This is a genomic window from Micromonospora sp. NBC_00617 (assembly GCF_045161355.1).
Taxonomy (GTDB): Bacteria; Actinomycetota; Actinomycetes; order Mycobacteriales; family Micromonosporaceae; genus Micromonospora.
The window spans coordinates 6,647,457-6,667,792 of sequence record NZ_CP107751.1; the positions used below are offsets into that span (position 1 = coordinate 6,647,457).

Genomic DNA, 20,336 nt, shown 5'->3' on the forward strand with positions numbered 1-20,336 from the left:
CTGGTGTATCCATGTCGGGCAAGATGCCGGCCGGTAACGGTTCTGCAACGGCCGGCGACAATCCGAACAGGACCGGAGAAAGTACCCCATCGACGGAGCCGTACCCGGCCGACGGGCCCTCCCTTGGCAGACCGGCGGAACTGTCGTACGGTGACACGCAAGTAACCCACGGGAGCCCGGTGTACCGGGCTGAGAGGGGGGCTGACAGCCCCCGACCGTCGAACCTGATCCGGGTAATGCCGGCGCAGGGAGGAGCGTTGCCGTGCCGTCCCTTGGACGACTGCATCTGATCACCGACACCCGACCCGGGCGTGACCCACTCACCGTGGTCCGGGCCGCCCTCGCGGCGGCCCGCGCCGACCTCGTCGTGCAGGTCCGGGTGGAGGACTCCGCGACCGACCGCGAAGCGTACGACCTGGCGGGCCGGGTGCTGGCGCTCTGCGTGCCGTACGGGGCGACCTGCCTGGTCAACGACCGGCTGCACGTGGCGCTCGCGGTGGGCGCCGCCGGTGGGCACGTCGGGGCCGGCGACCTGCCGGTCGCCGCCGCCCGGCACGTGCTCGGCCCGACCGGCGTGCTCGGCGCCACCGCACGCGCGCCGGAGACGGCTGTCGAGGCGGTCACCGCCGGGGCCAGCTACCTGGGCGTCGGCCCGTGCCACGCCACCAGCACCAAGAGCGGCCTGCCGGATCCCATCGGGCCCGCGGGCGTCCGCGCCGTCGCCGACGCCGTCGACGTGCCGGTCATCGCGATCGGCGGGGTGACCGCCGACCGGGTGCCGGCGATGCGGGCCGCCGGAGCGTACGGGGTGGCGGTGGTCGGTGCGCTCTCCGACGCCGCTGACCCGGCCGGCGCCACCGCCGAGCTGCTCCGGGCGCTGGCGTGACCGGATCGGCCGCCCCTGCCGTGGACGTGGCGGTGGTGGGCGCGGGGCCGATCGGGCTCGCGATCGCCTGGCGTTGCGCCACCCGCGGACTACGGGTGGCGGTGCACGACCCGGCCCCCGGGTCGGGGGCGTCGGCCGTCGCCGCCGGCATGCTCTCCCCGGTCGCCGAGGCGTACTTCGGTGAGCGGCGGCTGACCGAGCTGCTGGTGGCGTCCGCCGCCCGGTGGCCCGGGTTCGCCGCCGAGCTGACCGAGGCGAGCGGCACCGAGATCGGCTACCGGACCGAGGGCACCCTGATGGTCGGGTTGACCGGCGACGACCTGGCCGAGGCACGCCGGCTCTGGGCGTACCAACAGGGGTTGGGTCTGCCGGTGACGCCGCTGCGCCCGAGCGAGCTGCGCGACCGCGAACCGGCGCTCGCCCCGCGGGTGCGCGGCGGCGCGCTCGCGCCCACCGACCACCAGGTCGATCCCCGGCTGCTGGTGCCGGCGCTGCGCACGGCCGCGCGGCGGGCCGGCGCGGTGCTCGTGCCGCGGCCGGTCCGGCGGCTGTCCGACGTGGACGCGGGGGTCACCGTGGTCGCCGCCGGCTGCGGGGCCACCGCGCTCACCGGCCTGCCCGTGCGGCCGGTGAAGGGCCAGATCCTCCGGCTGCGCGCGCCCGGCGGCGTCGCGCCGGGCTTCCGGCACGTGATCCGGGGGTACGCCGACGGCGAGCACGTCTACCTGGTGCCCCGCGCCGACGGCGAGGTGGTCCTCGGCGCGACGGTCGAGGAGCGCGCGGACACCAGCGTCACCACCGGCGCGGTGCTGCGGCTGCTGCGCGCCGGTGTCGACCTGCTGCCCGAACTGACCGAGTACGACCTGGTCGAGGCGGTCGCCGGGCTACGGCCCGGAACGCCGGACAACGCCCCGATCCTCGGGCCGCTGCCCGGCCGGCCCGAGGTCCTGGCCGCCACCGGACACCACCGGCACGGCATCGTGCTCACCCCGATCACCGCCGAGAAGATCGCCGACCTGGTGACCACCGGCGTGCCCGACCCGCTGCTCGCGCCCTTCGGCGCGGACCGGTTCGCCGTCGCGTCGACCGGGACCGGCGGCGCGGCGCGGCCCGGGGCGGGCGACCTGAGCGGACCTGGACCCACGACCGAGGAGGACCGGTGGAGTTGACGGTGAACGGGGCCGGGCGCAGCGTCCCCGGCGGCGCGTCGGTGGCCGACCTGGTCCGCGACGTCGCCCCGCACCAGCGTGGCGTCGCGGTCGCGGTCAACGGCGAGGTGGTGCCCCGGGCCGGCTGGCCGGGCACGGTGCTGCGCGACGGTGACCGCGTCGAGGTGCTGACCGCCGCGCAGGGCGGGTGAGTGGCATGTCGTTCGAACTGGGTGGGGTGGCCTTCACGTCGCGGCTGATCCTCGGCACCGGCGGGGCCGCGAACCTGCACGTGCTGGAACAGGCGATCCGGGCGTCCGGCACGGAGCTGGTCACGCTGGCGCTGCGCCGGGTGGACACCGCCCCGGGCACCGCCGGAGGGCTGCTCGACCTGCTGGACCGGTGCGGGGTACGGCTGCTGCCGAACACCGCCGGCTGCCACACCGCCACCGAGGCGGTGAAGGTGGCCCGGTTGGCGCGCGACGCGTTCGACACCGACTGGGTCAAGCTGGAGGTGATCGGCGACGAGCGGACGCTGCTGCCCGACGGTGTGGAACTGCTCCGCGCCGCCGAGGAGCTGGTCGCCGACGGCTTCACGGTGCTGCCGTACACCAGTGACGACCCGGTGCTCGCCCGCCGCCTCGCCGACGTGGGCTGTGCCGCGGTGATGCCGGCCGGCTCCCCGATCGGTTCGGGGCTCGGCATCGGCAACCCGCACCACATCCGGCTGATCCGCCAGAGCGTGGACGTACCCGTGATCCTGGACGCGGGCATCGGCACGGCATCCGACGCGGCCCTGGCCATGGAGCTGGGCTGCGACGCGGTCCTGCTGGCCAGCGCCGTGACCCGGGCCGCCGATCCGGTCGGCATGGCCACGGCGATGCGGTACGCGGTCGAAGCGGGCCGCCTGGCCGCCGGCGCGGGCCGAATCGCCCGCCGCTTCCACGCCCTGCCGTCCACTCCCGACGAGGGAAGACCAGACCTGTGACGGGGTTGGTGCCGTCGAGGGTCGTCCTGTTGACCGATCGGCTGGTCGCCAGGGACGGTCTCGAACGGGTCGTGGCGGGGGCCGTCGTCGGGGGAGTGCGCTGGGTCGTGCTGCGGGAGAAGGACCTGCCCCGCGCCGAGCGCGTCGCCCTCGCGGTCGACCTGCGCGCGATCCTCGCCGCCGCCGGCGGGACCCTCATCGTGGCCGGCCCCGACCCGCTCGGCGGCGACGCCGTCCACCTGCCGGCCGCCGGCCCGTACCCGCCGCCGCCCCACCAACTGGTCGGCCGCTCCTGCCACAGCGTGGCGGAGCTGAACCGCCTGACCACCGAGCACTACGCCACCGTCTCCCCAGTCTGGCCGACAAAATCCAAACCCGGCTACGGCCCACCCCTGCATGTCGAAGGGCTGCGCGCGCTCGTCGCGGCCAGCCCGGTGCCCGTCCTGGCCCTCGGGGGAGTGGAGACACCGGAACAGGTAACCGCCTGCGTCGAGGCAGGAGCCAGCGGAGTGGCAGTGCTGGGCGCACTCATGCGAGCCCAAGACCCCATCGAAACAGCCGCCAAGCTCGGCAGCGCTTTTCAGGAGGCGGTCACCCCCAAGCTCCTACCAGCCGGCACGGGGGCAGCCAGGTCCCCACGACGGGGGCTGCGGCCGACCGTGCCCACGCAGGGATCAAGCCTGACCGCCCGGAGTGGGCACGGTCGGCCGCAGCCCCAAACCGCAACCAAAGAGGCAACATGACCCCGAGCACACTGCTAACCATCGCCGGCTCCGACTCCGGCGGCGGCGCTGGCATCCAGGCGGACCTCAAGGTCTTCGCGGCGCTCGGGGCGTACGGCACCAGCGTCCTCACGGCGGTCACCGCGCAGAACACCCGAGGTGTCGACGCCGTCCTGCCGCTGCCGCCGCGCACGGTCGCGGAGCAGCTGGACAGCGTGCTCGCCGACTTCACCGTGGGCGCGGTCAAGACGGGAATGCTCGGCACACCCGCCGTCGCCGACGTGGTGGCCCGGGCCGCCCGGGACGGCCGGCTGCCCCAGCTCGTCGTCGATCCGGTGCTGGTCGCCACGAGCGGCCACCGGCTCGGTGTGGTGGGTGCGGTGGAGCGGCTGCTTCCGTACGCCCGGGTGGCGACGCCGAACTGCGCGGAGGCCGCGGCCATCACCGGACGCGCAGTGGACGACCTGGCCGGGATGGTCGTCGCCGCGGAGGCCCTCGTTGCCGGCGGCCCGGAGCACGTGGTGGTCACCGGCGGTGACCTGGGCGGAGACGAAGCGGTCGACGTGCTGCACGGGGGCGGCGTCACGACCCTGCTGCGTGGGCCACGGGTGGACACCCGGCACACCCACGGCACCGGGTGCTCGTTCTCGGCGGCGATCGCCGTGCGGCTCGCGCTGGGCGATCCGGTGCCGGCGGCGGTGGGGGCCGCCAAGGAGTACGTGCTCCGCGCGCTGACCGGCGCGCGGGGTTGGGAGCTGGGCGCGGGGCGCGGGCCGCTGGATCACTTCGGCTGGTCCGCCTGATCACCAGGGAGGTTGTCATGCAGGCACGAGGCAAGGTGTACGTCGAGGGGTCACGGCCGGATGTGCGGGTGCCGTTCGCCGAGGTGGCGCTGACCGGCGACCATCCGCCGGTGCGGCTCTACGACACGTCCGGCCCGGGAGCGGACCCGTCGGTGGGGTTGCCCGCGTTGCGGGGCCCGTGGATCGCGGAGCGAGGTGACGTGGCGCCGGTACGAGGTGCGGGTACGCCGCTCGCCGGTGTGGACGGACGTCGTCCGACCCAGCTCGCGTACGCGCGGGCCGGCGTGGTGACGCCGGAGATGGAGTTCGTGGCGATCCGGGAGAACGTCGACCCGGAACTCGTGCGGGCCGAGATCGCCGCCGGCCGGGCGGTGCTGCCGCTCAACGTCAACCACCCGGAGTGCGAGCCGGCGATCATCGGCAAGGCGTTCCTGGTCAAGGTGAACGCCAACATCGGCACGTCGGCGGTCAGCTCGTCGGTCGCCGAGGAGGTGGAGAAGCTGACCTGGGCCACCCGGTGGGGCGCCGACACCGTGATGGACCTGTCCACGGGCAAGCGGATCCACGAGACCCGTGAGGCGATAGTGCGGAACTCGCCGGTGCCGATCGGCACGGTGCCGATCTACCAGGCCCTGGAGAAGGTCGGCGGCGACCCGGTCAAGCTGAGCTGGGACGTCTTCCGGGAAACCGTCATCGAGCAGGCCGAGCAGGGCGTCGACTACATGACGGTGCACGCCGGGGTGCTGCTGCCGTACGTGCCGCTGGCCGTGGACCGGGTCACCGGGATCGTCTCCCGCGGCGGCTCGATCATGGCGGCGTGGTGCCTGGCCCACCATGAGGAGAACTTCCTCTACACGAACTTCGCCGAGCTGTGCGCGATCCTGGCGCGCTACGACGTGACGTTCTCGCTCGGTGACGGGCTGCGGCCCGGCTCGATCGCCGACGCCAACGACGAGGCGCAGTTCGCCGAGCTGCGCATCCTCGGCGAGCTCACGAAGATCGCCTGGGAACACGACGTGCAGGTGATGATCGAGGGCCCCGGCCACGTGCCCATGCACAAGATCAAGGAGAACGTGGACCTCCAGCAGGAGTGGTGCCACGAGGCGCCCTTCTACACGCTCGGCCCGCTGACCACCGACATCGCGCCCGCGTACGACCACATCACCTCGGCCATCGGCGCCGCGATGATCGGCATGTTCGGCACCGCAATGCTCTGCTACGTCACCCCGAAGGAGCACCTCGGCCTGCCGGACCGGGACGACGTGAAGGCGGGCGTGATCGCGTACAAGATCGCGGCCCACGCGGCGGACCTGGCCAAGGGGCACCCGGGCGCGCAGGCGTGGGACGACGCGCTGTCGAAGGCGCGCTTCGAGTTCCGCTGGGAGGACCAGTTCAACCTCTCGCTGGACCCGGAGACGGCGCGGTCGTACCACGACGCGACGTTGCCCGCCGAGCCGGCGAAGACGGCGCACTTCTGTTCGATGTGCGGCCCGAAGTTCTGCTCCATGAAGATCACCCAAGAGCTCAAGGAGTACGCGGCCCGCGGCATGAAGGACAAGTCGGCCGAGTTCGTCTCCGGCGGCGGGAAGGTCTACCTGCCGCTCGCCTGACCGGTCCGGCCTGATCGACTCGGGTTCACTGAAGTCGGGGTGTCCCGGCGCGGTGGACAGCCCGGATTCAGGGAACCCGAGTCGATCGCACGGGGTCGGTGTCCCGAACTGTCGTCAGGTGGGTCAGTCGCGGTGGTGACGGCCGGTGGAGCGCAGCGAGCGACGGCCGTTCTCCTGCTCCGGCTCGTTGTCCGCGATCGGCTTGCCGAGCGCGGCGACCCAGTCGACGAACTCCTCGTCCTGCGTGGCCAGTGGCTCTGCCGCATCCGCGCCGGGCCGATTCTCCTCGTCGGCCCGGGCCCGGTTGCGCCGGAACAGGCCACCGAGCCGTCCCCGCCGGGAGGGCTGCTCCGCGTCGTCAATGGACGTCGGCGCGGCCCGCCCGGCGTCGCTGTCCGGCCCGTCGCTGCCGGCGGTGCCGGATGCGCCGCCCTGCTCGGGTATGCCCGGACCGGCCGACGGCGGCGCGAGAGATCCCGCCGAGGCGGGCGTGCCGGTAGCCTCGCCGACCCGGCCGCGCGTGCCGCCGGCCCGGTCCGTCGTGCTGCCGGGCTGGTCTGTCGTGCTGTTGCCCTGGCCCGTGGTGCTGGCGGCGCGGCCCGTCGACCGGCCCCCGTCGAACGTGGCGGCGGTCGGGCTGTCCTGGTCCGGTGTGCTGATGGTCGGACCTGTCGGGCTGCCCTGGTCGGGAGTGCTGGCGCTCTGGTCGGCCGTGCTGGTCGTCCGATCCGACGCGGCGGCCCGTCGAGTGGTGTTGAAGGCGTCCCAGGTGCTGGCGCGGCTCAGGTCCGGCAGCGGCGCCCGGTGCCGGAAGCGGGGCGTCCAGTCGGTCGACTCGGTTGCCGGGACGGGAGCATCCGAAGCGGACGGTTCGGGGTCGGCCGTCCCCGTGCCCGGTGCGGCGGTCCACGCCGAGGTGACCGGCCAGGCCGGTGCCGTCGGGGTCCACCGGTCGGTCCCCGGGCCGTCGGCTGTCGCCCCGCCGAACAACGAAGCGCCGCCGGCCGCGGATTGTTCGGCGCGGCCCGTCGCGGACCCCTCGACAGGTGCGGGATCCCCAACCGGGGCGGTGGTGACCGCCGAATCGGTGCTGGCGGACCCGTCGCGCCGGCTCTCTGCACCGGTCCCGACGGCCTGCTCCTGCGGATCCTTGCCGCCGATCTGACTCCCCTGGCCGGGCTCGGTGTCCCGGTCGGGCGGGGGAGCGTCCCGGTCGGGCGGGGGAGCAGCGTGGTCGCTGGGGCCTACGGAGTCGGCGCCGGTCACGTCGGTGGCCCTGCCGGACCGGGCCGGTCGCCTGGTGCGCCCACCGGCCGATCCGGCGGCTGCCGCCGTGCCCTCGGCGGTCGTGCCCAAAGTGACGTCGGCGGGGGTGGACTTCGGCTTGCGGGTACGGCGCGGCTTGGGCGCGGGTGCGTCGGCAGTGCCGTCGCTCGCGTCGCCCGTGCTCGGCGCGGCCGCGTCGCCGACGCTCGGCGTGGCTGCGCTGCCCGCGCTCGGCGTGGCCGCGCTGCCCGCGCTCGGCATTCCCGCGTTGCCCGCGACCGTCGTGCCTGCGCCGTCCGCGACCGGCGTGGTCGCGTTGCTCGCGACCGTCGTGCCTGCGCCGTCCGCGACCGGCGTGGTCGCGTTGCTCGCGACCGGCGTGGCCGCGTCGTCCGCGCTCGGCGTGCCCGCGCTCGGCGTGCCCGGCGTGCCCGGGGTCGCCGGGTCGCTGGTCGTCGTGTTGTCGCTGCTTCGCTCGCCCCCGCCGGCCGTGGTCGTCGTCTTGCCGGTCGGGTCGTCGGCGTCCGCGCGGGGTGTCGGGACGACGACCCCGGTGTCGCCGGCCGCAGCGGTGGACGCCGCAGCGGTGGACGCCGGGACGGCAGGGGTCGGGTCGGCGGCGCCGAGGGCGTCACCGTCCCGGCTCGACGGGGTCGACTGTCGCCCGGCGGTGAACTCGCCGGTCGGGTCGGTCAGCCAGGAGGCGGGGGCCGACGGGTTGGTCGCGCGGTCATGCTGCCCGCCCGTGTGGAGCGCGTCCTGGCTCGGGGTGCCCGCCGTCGGCGCGTCCAGGGTGGTGTCGGCGTGCTGGCGGCGACCGACCGGCCGGGGCGCCTGCCCCGGGGGCGTCGCGTCGGTGGGGACGGTGCCGTGCTGGCCGCTCGCCGTGGTCGCCGGCCAGTCCCAGTGGGCGGGGACGGTGCGTACGGTGGCGGTGTCCTCGGCGGCGTGCGGACCCGGACCGGTGTCGGCCAGTTGCCCACCGGTGGGGGCCGCGTCGGCGGTGGGCTCGGAGTCACGGTGGTCGTCGGCCGGACCCGTCGACCTCGCCGCTTCGGCGCCCGGCAGGGGCGGGCCGGCGGGCAGCGGGCGCAGGATGTCGGTCGGCACGATCGCCTGGGGATCGGCGGTGCGGGCGCCGACGGGCCAGCGCAGCAGGGCTGCGGCCGCGGCGCCGAGGGCGCCGGCGAGGACCGCGATCAGCGCGCCGTAGTAGGGGGTGGTCTGGTAGCGGTCCACCGCGTCGCCGGGGCCGGCGGTCAGGTACGCGAATGCCACCAGCACCGGACCGGCCACCCCGGTCGCCCCGCTGACCAGCGGAACCTGGCCGCGCCAGCGGGCCAACCCGGCGGTGGCGGCGCCCGCGAGCAGCGCCACCACGGGCAGCAGGAGCAGCGCCAGCCGCTGTGCGGCGGCATCGTTCAGCCAGCTCGGTTCGAGGACGCCGAGTCGGACCGTGGGCAGCGGGCCGGCGGTGCCGAGCGACGGCAGGACGGAGATCAACGCCAGCAGCCAGACCGCCCCGGCCACGGCCGCCATGTTCCAGCCCAGTTCCGGTCGGAACAGCACGGCGACGGCCGCGCCCGCTCCGATGACCGCCCCGAGGATGGCGCAGATGCCGACCGCCCAGACCGGATCCACCGAGATCAACTCGGCGGCTCGGGCGGGCTGCATGCAGAGCGGGGCCACGGCGGTGGCGCCGAGTGCGGCCGCGCCGCCGATGGCCAGTTGCCGGCCGGTGCTTGCCGGCGGGGTGTCCCGGCGGGCCAGACGCCCGGTCAGGACGGCGCCGGTGACGGCGGCGTTCGCGGCGAACCAGCCCACCCAGACGAGCTGGGCCGGCCACTGGTTGACGGTCGTGCCGGTGAAGGCGCCGGTGAGTCGGACGATGCCGAAGCCGTACGCGACGCCGAGCTGGCCGGCTCCGGCCAGCACGCTCACCCCGAGCGCCGTGAGCAGTAGTCTGCCCCAGGTCCGAAAGGCCATGTCCGGCACGTTACGCACCTGGTACACCCGATCGCCACCGGCGCGCCGCGCGGCGCGGCGAGGCGCGCCCGGCGGGTCTACTTGAGTTCGACCAGTCGGGCCAGGTATGTCGTGTCCCCGACATTGGTGAGCATGTGTACGGCGCCGGGGTCCCGGTAGACGACCCCGCCGGCGGGCTCGTCGGCGTCGATCCGGGTGCCGTCGATGGTCTGTACGACGTTCTTCGCGCCCTGGATCGCCACCACCAGGTAGGGGTGGTCGTGCCGGTGCAGGGGCTGCCGCTCGCCCGGTTCGAGGCGGATGTGCCAGACCCGGACCCGGTCGTTCTCGTACACGATCTCCTGGCCCACCGGCCCGAGTTCGGTGCCGTCGGTCACGTCCGTCATCGTTCACCGTCCAGTTGGGGAAGCACCTCGGCGGCGATCAGCTCAAGGTGGTCGAGGTCGTCGAGGTCGGTCATGCGCAGGTGCACCCGGGTGGCGCCGATCTCGGCGAACTCGCCGATCCGCTGCACGAGCTGCGCGGGCGAGCCGACCACCGGGTCCTCCGGTGGCAGCGCGCTCTTCTCGTGCAGTGGCGCGGCCCGACGGGCGGCCTCCGCGTCGGTGCGGCCGATGGCCACCACGATCCCGGCGGAGAGCACCAGCGGGGCTCGGCCGGCCTCCGTCCGACCCACGCGGTCGCACGCCTCCCGCACGCGGTCGTACGCCCCGGCGGTCTCGGCCACGGACTTGAACGGCATGTTGAACTCGTCGGCGTAGCGGGCGGCCAGTTCGGGGGTCCGCTTGGGACCGCGCCCGCCCACGATGATCGGCGGGCCGGGCACCTGCGCCGGTTTGGGCAGCGCGGGCGCGTCCACCAGCCGGTAGTGGTCACCGGTGAAGCTGTACGTCTCGCCCACCGGGGTGGCCCACAGCCCGGTGATCACCTCAAGCTGCTCGGCCAGTCGGTCGAAGCGCTCGCCGACGGCCGGGAACGGGATGCCATACGAGGTGTGCTCGCGCTCGTACCAGCCGGCGCCGATGCCGAGGTCGACCCGGCCGCCACTCATCTGGTCAACCTGCGCGACCAGCACGGCGAGAGGGCCGGGCAGTCGGAAGGTCGCCGACGTGACCAGGGTGCCGAGCCGGATCCGCTGGGTCTCGCGGGCCAGCGCGGCGAGGGTCAGCCAGGCGTCCGTCGGGCCGGGCAGGCCCGGGTCGGCGCCCATCGACTGGTAGTGGTCGGCGCGGAGGAAGCCCTCGTAACCGCCGGCTTCGACCAGTCGAGCGAACCGGAGCTGGGTGTCGTAGTCGGCGCCGCGGTGGGGCTCGGTGAAGACCGACACCCGCATGTTCCTCATCCCTCCACGCCGGCGGCGGCCGGCTGGTCGCGTTCCATCAACAGCTCGTGCAGGTCGGCGCTGACCCGGGCGACGTCGGCGAGATGGGCGTTGCGGCCCAGGGTGCGGGGTCGGGGGATGGCCACCTCGACCACCTTGCGGATCCGGCCGGGACGGGGGCTCAGCACGACCACCCGGTCGGCGAGCAGCACCGCCTCGTCGATCGAGTGGGTGACGAAGACGATGGACGGCTTGTTCTCCATGTGCACGCGCTGGAGTTCGCCGGAGAGTTCCTCGCGGGTGAGCGCGTCGAGCGCGGAGAACGGCTCGTCCATCAGCATCACCCGGGGTTCGCCGATGAGCGACCGGCACAGCGACACCCGCTGCTGCATGCCACCGGAGAGTTCGTGCGGCAGCCGCTTCTCGAACCCGGAAAGCCCGGCCACGTCGAGCAGTTGCCGGGCCCGTTCGCGGTGCTTGGCGCGGCTCCAGCCGAAGATCTCCACCGGCAGCAGGACGTTGTCCAGCACGCTGCGCCACGGCAGCAGCGCCGGCTTCTGGAAGAGCATGGCGATGTCGCGGCGGGGCCGGGTGATCGGCGTACCGGCCACGGTGATCTCGCCGGAGGTCAGCGGGAGCAGCCCGGCGATCAGCCGCAGCAGGGTGGACTTCCCGCAGCCGGAGCGCCCGAGCACGGCCACGAACTCGCCCTCGGCGACGTCGAGGTCGATGCCGCGAAGGGCTTCGACCCGGCCGGATCGGCCCTCGAAGGTACGCGACACCCCGGACAGTCGGATCATCTGCGGCGTACCTCCGCTAGGTGGACGGTCAGGAATCCGACAAAGGCTAGCTGCCTCGTTGGCATATCGCACCGTCCGGGGTGGTCGTCATGTTGTATCCGTTCCGCAACCCGATACGCCTGGCGTCGCAACTGTGGGTTTCTCGTACGCTGTGCCCGCGAAGAGTCCCCTCACGATGGCGGTGCCCGGCTTCTACCCCTCACGCCGGTACTGTCGCGACAACCCCCTCCGGTGGCCTGCGGCCCCGGTCGGAAAGGACATGGTGCACTGATGAGAAGGCTGACCCGTACGGTCGCTGCGGCCGCGCTGGCCACCGCCCTCGCCCTTGTTTCCGCCTGCAGCAGCGGGTCGGACTCGTCCGACGACGCCAAGGGCGGCAAGGACGGAGCGCTGGAGAAGGTGACCTACCTCACCTCCTTCGGCAACTTCGGCCGTGACTCCTACGCCTGGGTGGCGAAGGACAAGGGCTTCTTCAAGGAGGCCGGCTTCGACGTCGACATCAAGGCCGGCCAGGGCACCGGTGGCGTGATCCAGACCGTCGTCGGTGGCCAGGCGGACTTCGGGCCGATCGACCTCACCGGTGGTCTGCTCCAGCTCGGCAACGGCCAGGCCAAGGACTTCACGGCGGTGGCCGCGATCCAGCAGCGCACGATGGCCGGCATCGCCACCGTCGAGGGCAAGAACATCAACTCGCCCAAGGACCTGGAGGGCAAGAAGCTCGCCGATACCCCCGGCTCCGTGGTCCGCAACCTGTTCCCGACGTACGCCCGACTCGCCGGTGTGGACGCCAGCAAGGTGACCTGGGTCAACGGTGAGGCGCAGGCGCTGATCGGCACCCTGGCCAGCGGGTCGGTGGACGGCATCGGCCAGTTCGTCGTCGGCCAGCCGACGATCGAGGCGGTGGCCAAGAAGAAGGCCGTCATGCTGCCGTACAGCAACGTGATGCAGGACCTCTACGGCAACGTGCTGATCACCTCCTCGAAGATCGCCAAGGAGAAGCCGGAGATGGTGAAGCGGTTCACCGCGGCGCTGCTCAAGGGTCTGGAGTACAGCCTGGCGAACTCCAAGGAGGCCGGCGAGATCCTGAAGAAGAACGTCGACGCCGCCAACCCGGCAGCAGCCGCCGCCGAGCTGGACCTGATGGCCGCGTACGTGCGTTCCGGCAACTCCGGCACCGCGATCGGCACGCTGGACAGCGGCCGGGTCGCGAAGAGCATCGCGATCCTGCAGGGCGCGGGCGCGCTCAAGCAGAACATCACCCCCGAGCAGATCATCGACTTCAGCCTCGCGCCGAAGGCCTGATCGTCCGGTCGTCACCAGGGGGTACGTCCCGCCGGATCCGGCGGGACGTACCCCCGTCGCTCGTCGGTCCCCGTGGCCGGCGAATTACGAGGAGGACAAGATGACCGACGTCCGCTCAGCCGAGCCGGCGGTGACGGTGCCCCCATCCCCGGGCGCCGGACCGGAGGCGCGTCGGGCGGGTCGGGGCGCCGACCTGCGCGCGGGGACCGGGGCGGCGCTGCTGCCCGCGGCCGGTCTCGTGGTCGCCCTGGCCGCCTGGTGGCTGATCGCCCGGTTGGAGCTGGTCCACCCGGCCGCCCTGCCGCCGCCGGGGGACGTGCTCACCGCGTTCGTCGACAAGCCCGCCCAGATGCTGGAGCACACCGGGACCACCCTGCTGGAGATCCTGGTCGGCTTCGTCCTGTCAGCCGCCGCGGGTGTCCTGATCGGACTGTCCCTGGCCAGCTCCCACACGGTCGAACGGATGTTCACCCCGCTGCTGGTCGCGGTGAACGCCGTGCCGAAGATCACCCTGGGCCCACTGCTGGTGGTGGCGCTGGGCTGGGGCCAGAAGCCGATCCTGACCATGGTGTTCCTGCTCTGCTTCTTCCCCATCGTGCTGTCCACCGCGACGGGGTTGACCACCACGCCGGCCGACCTGGCCGAGCTGGTGCGTTCGTGGAACGCCTCCCGCTGGCAGGCGTTCCGCAAGGTGCGGTTCCCGGCGGCGCTGCCGCAGATCTTCGTCGGGCTCAAGGTGGCCATGCCGCTGGCGGCCATCGGCGCGGTGATCGGTGAGTTCCAGGCCGGGGAGAGCGGCCTGGGCTACGTGATCATTCAGTACGCGGGCGTCGGCGACACCGCCACCGGCTGGGCGGCGATCATGTTGGTGGCGCTGGTCAGCATCCTGCTCTACTCCGCGCTCGTGCTCGTCGAGCGGTTCGCGCTGCCCTGGGTAAGAGAAACCACCAGCAGCCGCTAACCCCGATCGGCAGAGCTGAACAACAAAGGCAACGCGAAGGGCCGGCCCCCACGAAGGAGGCCGGCCCGTTCCGATGACGGTGACGCGGGAGGGCTGTGGCCTACCATGCCCGGCGCAGGGATCAAGCCTGACCGTCCGGAGTCGGGCACGGTAGGCCACAGCCCCAACGCCGAGCACGACGAGCCGGGCTACCCCGCCAAACGCCAGCGCCCGTTGCGGGCGACCAGCGTGGTGAGCGCCTGCGGCATGAGACCGGAGTGGTTGTCGGGCGTCATGCGGATCGGGCCGGAGAGGCCGTCGATCTGGGACGTCTCCAGCACGTCGCGGATGCCGTCCCGGTCGACCTTCCCGGCCGGGCCGCCGGCCCGCAGTTCGGCGTCGGCGATCAGCTGGATCGCGTCGGCGGCGAAGGACGAGGCCCCGTTGTAGCCGCCGAAGCGGGCCGTGTAGTCCTGGAACCACTGCCGCCGGGCCGCCTTCGCCGGGGTGGTGGCGATCACGTCGTCGATCACCATGGTCTGGGTGAAGATCAGCGTGGCCCGCTCGGTGGCTCGGGCGGCGGCACCGAGGAAGAGATCGCCGGCCGCTCCCGCGTCGAAGAACAGCGACCCCCGGAACGCGGCCTGTTGGGCGCTGGTCGCGGCCAGCGCGGCCTGTTCCGGCGGGGTCCAGACGACCAGCGCGTCGGGCTTGAGCTTGGCGAGCTTGTCGACCTGCTGGCCGACCTCGGTGTCGGTGATCTTCACCGACTCCTCACCGGCCACCTTGATGCTGGCCTTGGTCAGTTCGCGGCGCAGCGCGAGCACGCCTTCCCGGCCGTAGTCGTCGTTGCTGGCGAGCAGGCCCACCTTGCGGACGTTCTTGCGACGCAGTTCGGTGGTGAGCGCCGCGGCGCTGTCCGCCGCGTTCGGGCCGAGCTTGAACACGTAGTGCCGCTCGGCGACCGGGCTGGCGATCGCACCGGAAGCGGCGAGCGCAATGGTGGGAATCCGCTTGTCGTTGATGATGCCGACCGCGCCGACCGCGCATTCGTTGCAGCCACCCATGACGATGGCGCTGACTTGGGAATCGCTGCTGAAGTCGGCGATGTTGCGAAGTGACTCGGCGGCGTCGGAACGGTTGTCCTTGACCTTCAGATCGATCTTCCGGCCGTTCAGTGCTCCGGAGGAGTTCAACTGCTCGACCTTGAGTTTCAGGGCCCGCTGGTATGTCTGACCGCTCGGGGCCGCAGCCCCGGACAGTTCGAGATCCGCGGCGATCACGATCGGACTCGTGTCCTGCTCCGCTCCGCCGAACTGGCAGCCGGTGAGCGTGGTGGCCACTACGGCCGATGCGAGCGCCGCGATGGTCGCGGAGCGGATGGGGCTCAACTCAGTCCTCCAGGTGCGGGCGCGGGCGCTGCCCGGTCACCGCCGCTAATCCGTCCTCAGTGGAGGACGGGATCTCCTCTGCCGTACGGTGTGTGCGCGAAGCCTGCAAAACCTTGCCAATGGCCGGCGCTGTGGTCAAGCGCGGACCCCGGTTGCATTCTCGGGACGGTCATCCCACATGCTGGGGTAACGCAATGTTTGCAAAAGCTCACTTTGCACACACGCGTGACCACTCTGGAGTTACATGCCCTGTTCAGGGGCTTGCGGAAATGAAGGTATCAGTTGACCGGATCACGGGTTCCGCGCCGTCCGACCGTTTCCTGCCTCACTGCGCCTTCCCAAACACGATCATCTCTGATGAAATCGCGGCCGTGCCGCGCGTGGTCCCCTCCGCTTACGGCACGGCTCGGCGGGCCAGGCGGGGAAGAAACGACGGAGGCGATGTCGTGAGCACCGGACCGACGAACCTGCCCGCGCTCGGCGAGAATGCTCGGCGTACGCGCCGGCGCCTGCCGAGACTGCGGGACGCCCGGATCCGGTCCAAGCTGGCGCTGATTCTGGTCGTTCCGGTGGCCGCCGTTATCGCGCTGGCCACCGTCCGGCTCATCTCGGTGGGCGAGGGCGCCTACGACGCCACCCGGGCCCGGTCGCTCACCGCGCTCTCCATCGACGTCAGCGCGCTCACCCAGGATCTTCACGCCGAGCGGATGGCCGCGGCGGCCTACCTGGCCGCTCCCCAGCAGCCCGCCGACGCGTACAACCTGCGGGTGCGCCAGACGCAGCAGCGCGTGGAGCGGTACAACGCCGAGCGGGGCCGCATCGGCGACGTGCCGGCGGCGTTGCGGGACCGGCTGGCGGCGATCGACGACCACCTGTCCACCCTGGACGGCACCCGCCAGGAGGTGCTGGACCGCCGGCAGATGGCGGTCGCCGAGGCGGTGCTGCGCTACGGCGTCATCCTCACCGACCTGGTCGCCTACGGCGACGGGCTGGCCCAGCTGCCCGGTGAGGAGAGCCTGTCGGACAGCCGTCGCGCGGTCGCCGCGTTCGCCCGCGCCAAGGCGGCAGTCGCCGAGGAGGAGGCGGTCGCTTTCACGGCGCTGACCGCCGGCCAGCTCGACCCGGAGCAGTTCTCCTCCTTCGTGGCCACGCTGACCAGCCAGCAGGAGGCGCTGGTCGCCTTCTCGCTGGCCGCTGACCCCGTGCAGCGGGCCCTCGTCGACAGCACCGTCTCCGGTGACGCGGTCGGCCTCTCCGACCGGGTCGCCACCGACATCACCCGTTCCGTCGGGCAGCGCCCGCTGGTCAGCGCGCAGGACGCCACCGCCGCCATCGGCGCGGTCAACGACCTGATGCGCTGGGCCGAGACCCAACTGCAGGACCGGCTGCTCGAGCAGGCCGACCAGGCGCGTTCGGACGTCATCCGGCAGGCCGTGGTCGAGTCGATCCTGGTGCTGCTCACCCTGATCATCGCCGTGTCGCTGGCCGTGGTGCTGGCCCGGTCGCTGAACCACTCGCTGCGCCGGCTGCGCGAGGGCGCGCTCTCGGTGGCCAACCACGACCTGCCGGACGCCGTGCAGCGCCTGCAGAACATGGGCAGCGTGGGCGACGGTGGCGTGGACGAGATCGTCCGCCAGGTCCGGGACCCAATCCAGCTGAACAGCCGGGACGAGGTCGGTCAGGTGGCGTTGGCCTTCAACGTCGTCCACCGGGAGGCGGTGCGGGTCGCCGCCGAGCAGGCCGCGCTGCGCACCAGCGTCTCGGCGATGTTCCTCAACCTGGCCCGCCGCAGTCAGACCCTGGTCGACCGGATGATCGGCGAGCTGGACGCGATCGAGCGCGGCGAGGAGGACCCGAAGCGGCTGGCCCAGCTCTTCGAGTTGGACCACCTGGCCACCCGAATGCGCCGCAACGACGAGAACCTGCTGGTCCTCGCCGGTGCCGACTCGGCCGTACCGCGCCGCGACGACGCGTTGGTCGTGGACGTGCTGCGCGCCGCGCAGTCCGAGGTGGAGCTCTACAACCGCATCGAGTTCGGCACCGTCGACACCGACATCTCGGTGGCCGCGCACGCCGTCAACGACGTGGTACGCCTCGTCGCCGAGCTGCTGGACAACGCCACCCGGTTCTCGCCGCCGAACACGACGGTCGTCGCCGACGGTCGCCGCATCCGCGACTACGTCCTGATCCAGATCGAGGACCGCGGGCTCGGCCTCACCGACGAGCAGCTCGACTCGCTCAACCGCCGGCTGGCCGCCCCGCCGAGCGTGGACGTCGCCGCGTTCCGGTTGATGGGTCTGGCCGTGGTGAGCCGGCTCGCCTCCCGCTACGGCATCCGGGTGGAGCTGCGTCGCAACGTGGAGGGCGGCACCGTCGCCCAGGTGACGCTGCCCGCCGCCACCGTGCTCCTGCCCAGCAGCCGGGGCCGCGAGCAGGTGCTCACCCGTCCGCGCCAGCCGATGGCGGTCGAGCAGACGCCGCTCACCCCGGTCAACCACGCCGAGTCGTACGCCGCCACCACCGCGGCGGCGACGCTGCCCGACCAGTGGCGGACCAGCGCCCCGGCGCCCGCGCAGTGGCAGTCTCCGGTCGACGCGCGGGACACCACCGCGACCGTGCAGGCCGGCGGCTACACCGGGGCCCGCCCGACGGTGCCGCCCGCCGCCGCGCCGGCCACCCCGGTCCCGCCCGCCCGCCCGGCGTACAGCAACGGCGCGGGCACCTCGGTGGGCAGCCCGACCGTGGCGTACCCGACCATCGACGCGCTGCCCCGACGCGGCTCGACGGCCGACACCACGGACGGTCGGAGCGCGCCGGTGCTGCCCGTCGGGCCGGTCGCCGGTCCCGGAGTGGTCGCCCCGCCGGCGCCGCCCGCAACGCCGGCCCCGCCCGTGCAGCCCGCCGCACCGGCCGCACCGGCCACGCCGCCGACGCCCGCCGCACCGGTCAGCACCCGGCCGGAGTTCCCCGCCGAGGCGCCGATCTTCCGGGAGATGGAGGCGGTCTGGTTCCGGTCGCACGGCGACGACGCCACCGCGATCTTCACCCGGCCGCAGTTCGACACACCGCCCGCGCCCGCTGACGCCGGCCCACGGGCGGCCAACGGCGGTCAACCGGCCACCGCGTCCGCGCCGGCGACCGCGCCGGCCCGACCGCCACTGCCCACCCGCACCCCGGGCAGTTCCGAGGGCACGGGAGCGCAGAGCGTGGGAAGCATGGACGGATTCGGTGGTGTGAGCACCGGCGGTCGTGGCGGTGTGAGCACCGGCGGTCGTGGCGCCTCGACGCCGAAACCACCGCCGTCGTACACCCCGCCGCCGGCCGCCCGGACGGCGCCGGTAGCGGCCCCCGCCCCCGCCCCCGCTGCCACGCCGAGCACGCCCCCGCCGGCCACGGACCCGGACGCCTGGCGGACGGCGGCCGACGAGGGCTGGTCGCTGGCCAGCCGGGCCGCCGAGCCGGCCGCCGCCGGCACCACCCGCTCGGGTCTGCCCAAGCGGGTGCCGCAGGCACAGCTCGTGCCGGGTGGCATCGAACCGAAGGGTGGCCGGGACCGCAGCCGGCGGACCCCCGATGAAGTACGCGGCCTGTTGTCGGCCTACCACCGCGGTGTGCAGCGTGGTCGGACGGCCGGCACGGACCTGAACAGCACCTCGACCAAGGAGAGCCGATGAACAGGCCAGCTGCCATGCAGGACATGGGTTGGCTGCTCACCAACTTCGCCGACAGCGTGGCGGGCATCGCCCACGTGGTGGCGGTGTCCGCCGACGGGCTGCTGCTCGCGTCCTCCCGGGACCTGCCGGGGGACCGGGCGGACCAACTCGCCGCGATCACCTCCGGCGTGGTGAGCCTGACCGAGGGCGCGGCCCGGATGTTCAGCGCGGGCGGGGTGTTGCAGACCGTCATCGAGATGGACAGCGGTTACCTCTTCCTCATGTCGATCAGCGACGGCTCGTCGATGGCCGTGCTGGCCGCGCGGAGCTGCGATGTGGGCCAGGTGGGCTACGAGATGGCGCTGCTGGTGGAGCGGGTCGGTGCCGCGCTGGTGCCGCTGCCGAGGGACGCGGTGCGTTCGTAGCGCCGCAAGACCCGGCGCGCGGACCGCGCGCCGGTACAGGGATGGGAGGCGGTGTGGCCGGCTCCGCTGGGGACGAGGAGGTGATCGTGGATGGACCAACGGCGCGCTGACCCGCGCGGCGCTCTGGTGCGTCCGTACGCGGTCACCCGTGGTCGTACCGAGCCCCGGCAGGACATCGCCCTCGAGGCGGTCCTCACCGCCTCTCCCACCCAGGTTGCCGAGTCCCGTTTCGCGGGGCACGACAAGCACCGCATCGCCACGGTCTGCGAGGGCCGTGCACAGTCGCTGGCGGAGATCGCCGCGTACACCCGGATGCCGCTGGGCGTCGCCCGGGTGCTGGTCGCCGACATGGTGGCCGAGAGCCTGCTGACGTTACACACTGCTGCTCCCGCCGAGGGGTTCGAGGAGCGGATGGAACTGCTTGGAAGGGTGCTAAGTGGACTTCGCAGGCTATGACCCCGCTGGGGGGCGGCCGAGCCGGGGAATCGTCTCCGCGAAGATCGTCGTCGCGGGTGGCTTCGGCGTCGGTAAGACGACCCTCGTCGGCTCGATCTCCGAGATCACGCCGCTGACGACCGAGGCGGTGATGACCGCCGCGGGTGTCGGCATCGACGACCCGTCCAAGGTGCCGGGCAAGGAGACCACCACGGTCGCCATGGACTTCGGCCGGATCACCATGGCCCAGGACCTGATCCTGTACCTGTTCGGTACGCCGGGTCAGACCCGTTTCTGGTTCATGTGGGACGAGATCATCCGAGGTGCGGTGGGTGCCGCCGTCCTGGTGGACACCCGCCGGATCACCGACGCGTTCGCCCCGCTGGACTACTTCGAGAACCGCAACCTGCCGTACGTGGTGGCGCTGAACCGGTTCGACGGCGCCCCCCAGTACGAGCTGGAGGAGGTTCGCGAGGCGCTGGCCATCTCGCCGCAGGTGCCGCTGGTGATGACCGACGCCCGGCACCGGGATTCGGTCAAGCAGGTGCTGGTGACGGTGGTCGAGCACGCCATGCTCCGGCTCCAGGCCGAGCACGGTCGGGGCTTTCCCACGCCGGTCGGCTGAACCGCCGCGTCGTGGCCGGCACACCAGGGCCGGCC

General features: G+C 73.0%; 18 protein-coding genes and 1 riboswitch. Of the genes, 13 read left to right on the top strand and 5 right to left on the bottom strand.

The annotated features are described in order from the left end of the window. Positions 1-158 precede the first annotated feature (158 nt). Positions 159-268: riboswitch (TPP riboswitch) on the top strand. From thiE to thiC, 7 genes are all read left to right on the top strand, one after another. Further along, positions 263-886 (top strand): thiamine phosphate synthase, encoded by a 624-nt coding sequence (gene thiE, locus OG505_RS30900; RefSeq protein ID WP_405429488.1) that lies wholly within the window; start codon positions 263-265, stop codon positions 884-886. (Overlaps the previous riboswitch by 6 nt.) Then, complete coding sequence (gene thiO, locus OG505_RS30905; RefSeq protein ID WP_405429489.1) at positions 883-2,055, top strand: glycine oxidase ThiO; 1,173 nt, start codon at positions 883-885, stop codon at positions 2,053-2,055. The genes thiE and thiO overlap by 4 nt, the downstream gene beginning before the upstream one ends. After that, positions 2,046-2,246: a sulfur carrier protein ThiS gene (thiS, locus tag OG505_RS30910; RefSeq protein WP_234583421.1), complete on the top strand. Its 201-nt coding sequence runs from the start codon at positions 2,046-2,048 to the stop codon at positions 2,244-2,246. Before thiO ends, thiS begins: the two co-directional genes overlap by 10 nt. Further along, positions 2,243-3,022, top strand: a complete 780-nt coding sequence (locus OG505_RS30915) for a thiazole synthase (RefSeq protein WP_405429490.1) — start codon at positions 2,243-2,245, stop codon at positions 3,020-3,022. The genes thiS and OG505_RS30915 overlap by 4 nt, the downstream gene beginning before the upstream one ends. Further along, positions 3,019-3,765 carry a thiamine phosphate synthase gene (locus OG505_RS30920; protein WP_405429491.1) on the top strand — a complete coding sequence of 249 codons (747 nt, stop codon included), beginning with the start codon at positions 3,019-3,021 and terminating at the stop codon, positions 3,763-3,765. Before OG505_RS30915 ends, OG505_RS30920 begins: the two co-directional genes overlap by 4 nt. Continuing rightward, the gene (gene thiD, locus OG505_RS30925; protein WP_405429492.1) at positions 3,762-4,547 is read left to right on the top strand and encodes a bifunctional hydroxymethylpyrimidine kinase/phosphomethylpyrimidine kinase; all 786 of its coding nucleotides are present in this window, start codon (positions 3,762-3,764) and stop codon (positions 4,545-4,547) included. The genes OG505_RS30920 and thiD overlap by 4 nt, the downstream gene beginning before the upstream one ends. Before the next feature lie 17 nt (positions 4,548-4,564). Next, positions 4,565-6,157, top strand: a complete 1,593-nt coding sequence (gene thiC, locus OG505_RS30930; protein WP_405429493.1) for a phosphomethylpyrimidine synthase ThiC — start codon at positions 4,565-4,567, stop codon at positions 6,155-6,157. Between the two features lie 123 nt (positions 6,158-6,280). On the opposite strand, the gene OG505_RS30935 is transcribed toward thiC, so the two are convergent. From OG505_RS30935 to OG505_RS30950, 4 genes are all read right to left on the bottom strand, one after another. Then, on the bottom strand, positions 6,281-9,409 hold the full coding sequence (locus OG505_RS30935) for a hypothetical protein (RefSeq protein WP_405429494.1): 3,129 nt from the start codon (positions 9,407-9,409) through the stop codon (positions 6,281-6,283). A gap of 77 nt (positions 9,410-9,486) precedes the next feature. Beyond that, a complete protein-coding gene (locus OG505_RS30940) occupies positions 9,487-9,795 on the bottom strand; it encodes a cupin (protein ID WP_405429495.1) in 309 nt (102 codons plus the stop codon). Continuing rightward, positions 9,792-10,742: an LLM class F420-dependent oxidoreductase gene (locus tag OG505_RS30945; RefSeq protein WP_405429496.1), complete on the bottom strand. Its 951-nt coding sequence runs from the start codon at positions 10,740-10,742 to the stop codon at positions 9,792-9,794. The genes OG505_RS30940 and OG505_RS30945 overlap by 4 nt, the downstream gene beginning before the upstream one ends. 5 nt (positions 10,743-10,747) lie before the next feature. Next, positions 10,748-11,530, bottom strand: coding sequence for an ABC transporter ATP-binding protein (locus OG505_RS30950; protein ID WP_405429497.1), 783 nt, complete (start codon positions 11,528-11,530; stop codon positions 10,748-10,750). 270 nt (positions 11,531-11,800) lie between these two features. Between OG505_RS30950 and OG505_RS30955 the strand changes: the two genes are divergently transcribed. Next, positions 11,801-12,832 carry an ABC transporter substrate-binding protein gene (locus OG505_RS30955; protein ID WP_405429498.1) on the top strand — a complete coding sequence of 344 codons (1,032 nt, stop codon included), beginning with the start codon at positions 11,801-11,803 and terminating at the stop codon, positions 12,830-12,832. 100 nt (positions 12,833-12,932) lie between these two features. Next, positions 12,933-13,793 carry an ABC transporter permease gene (locus tag OG505_RS30960; RefSeq protein ID WP_405429499.1) on the top strand — a complete coding sequence of 287 codons (861 nt, stop codon included), beginning with the start codon at positions 12,933-12,935 and terminating at the stop codon, positions 13,791-13,793. A gap of 188 nt (positions 13,794-13,981) precedes the next feature. Here the strand turns inward: OG505_RS30960 and OG505_RS30965 are convergent, their stop codons facing one another. Then, on the bottom strand, positions 13,982-15,163 hold the full coding sequence (locus tag OG505_RS30965) for an ABC transporter substrate-binding protein (RefSeq protein WP_405429500.1): 1,182 nt from the start codon (positions 15,161-15,163) through the stop codon (positions 13,982-13,984). Between the two features lie 446 nt (positions 15,164-15,609). Between OG505_RS30965 and OG505_RS30970 the strand changes: the two genes are divergently transcribed. The 4 genes from OG505_RS30970 (at position 15,610) to OG505_RS30985 (ending at position 20,301) form a co-directional block, all read left to right on the top strand. Then, a complete protein-coding gene (locus OG505_RS30970) occupies positions 15,610-18,837 on the top strand; it encodes a nitrate- and nitrite sensing domain-containing protein (RefSeq protein WP_405429501.1) in 3,228 nt (1,075 codons plus the stop codon). Continuing rightward, the gene (locus tag OG505_RS30975; RefSeq protein ID WP_007465177.1) at positions 18,834-19,241 is read left to right on the top strand and encodes a roadblock/LC7 domain-containing protein; all 408 of its coding nucleotides are present in this window, start codon (positions 18,834-18,836) and stop codon (positions 19,239-19,241) included. Before OG505_RS30970 ends, OG505_RS30975 begins: the two co-directional genes overlap by 4 nt. Before the next feature lie 90 nt (positions 19,242-19,331). Further along, a complete protein-coding gene (locus OG505_RS30980) occupies positions 19,332-19,697 on the top strand; it encodes a DUF742 domain-containing protein (protein WP_007465174.1) in 366 nt (121 codons plus the stop codon). Next, complete coding sequence (locus OG505_RS30985) at positions 19,678-20,301, top strand: ATP/GTP-binding protein (RefSeq protein WP_007465172.1); 624 nt, start codon at positions 19,678-19,680, stop codon at positions 20,299-20,301. Before OG505_RS30980 ends, OG505_RS30985 begins: the two co-directional genes overlap by 20 nt. Positions 20,302-20,336: the final 35 nt, after the last annotated feature.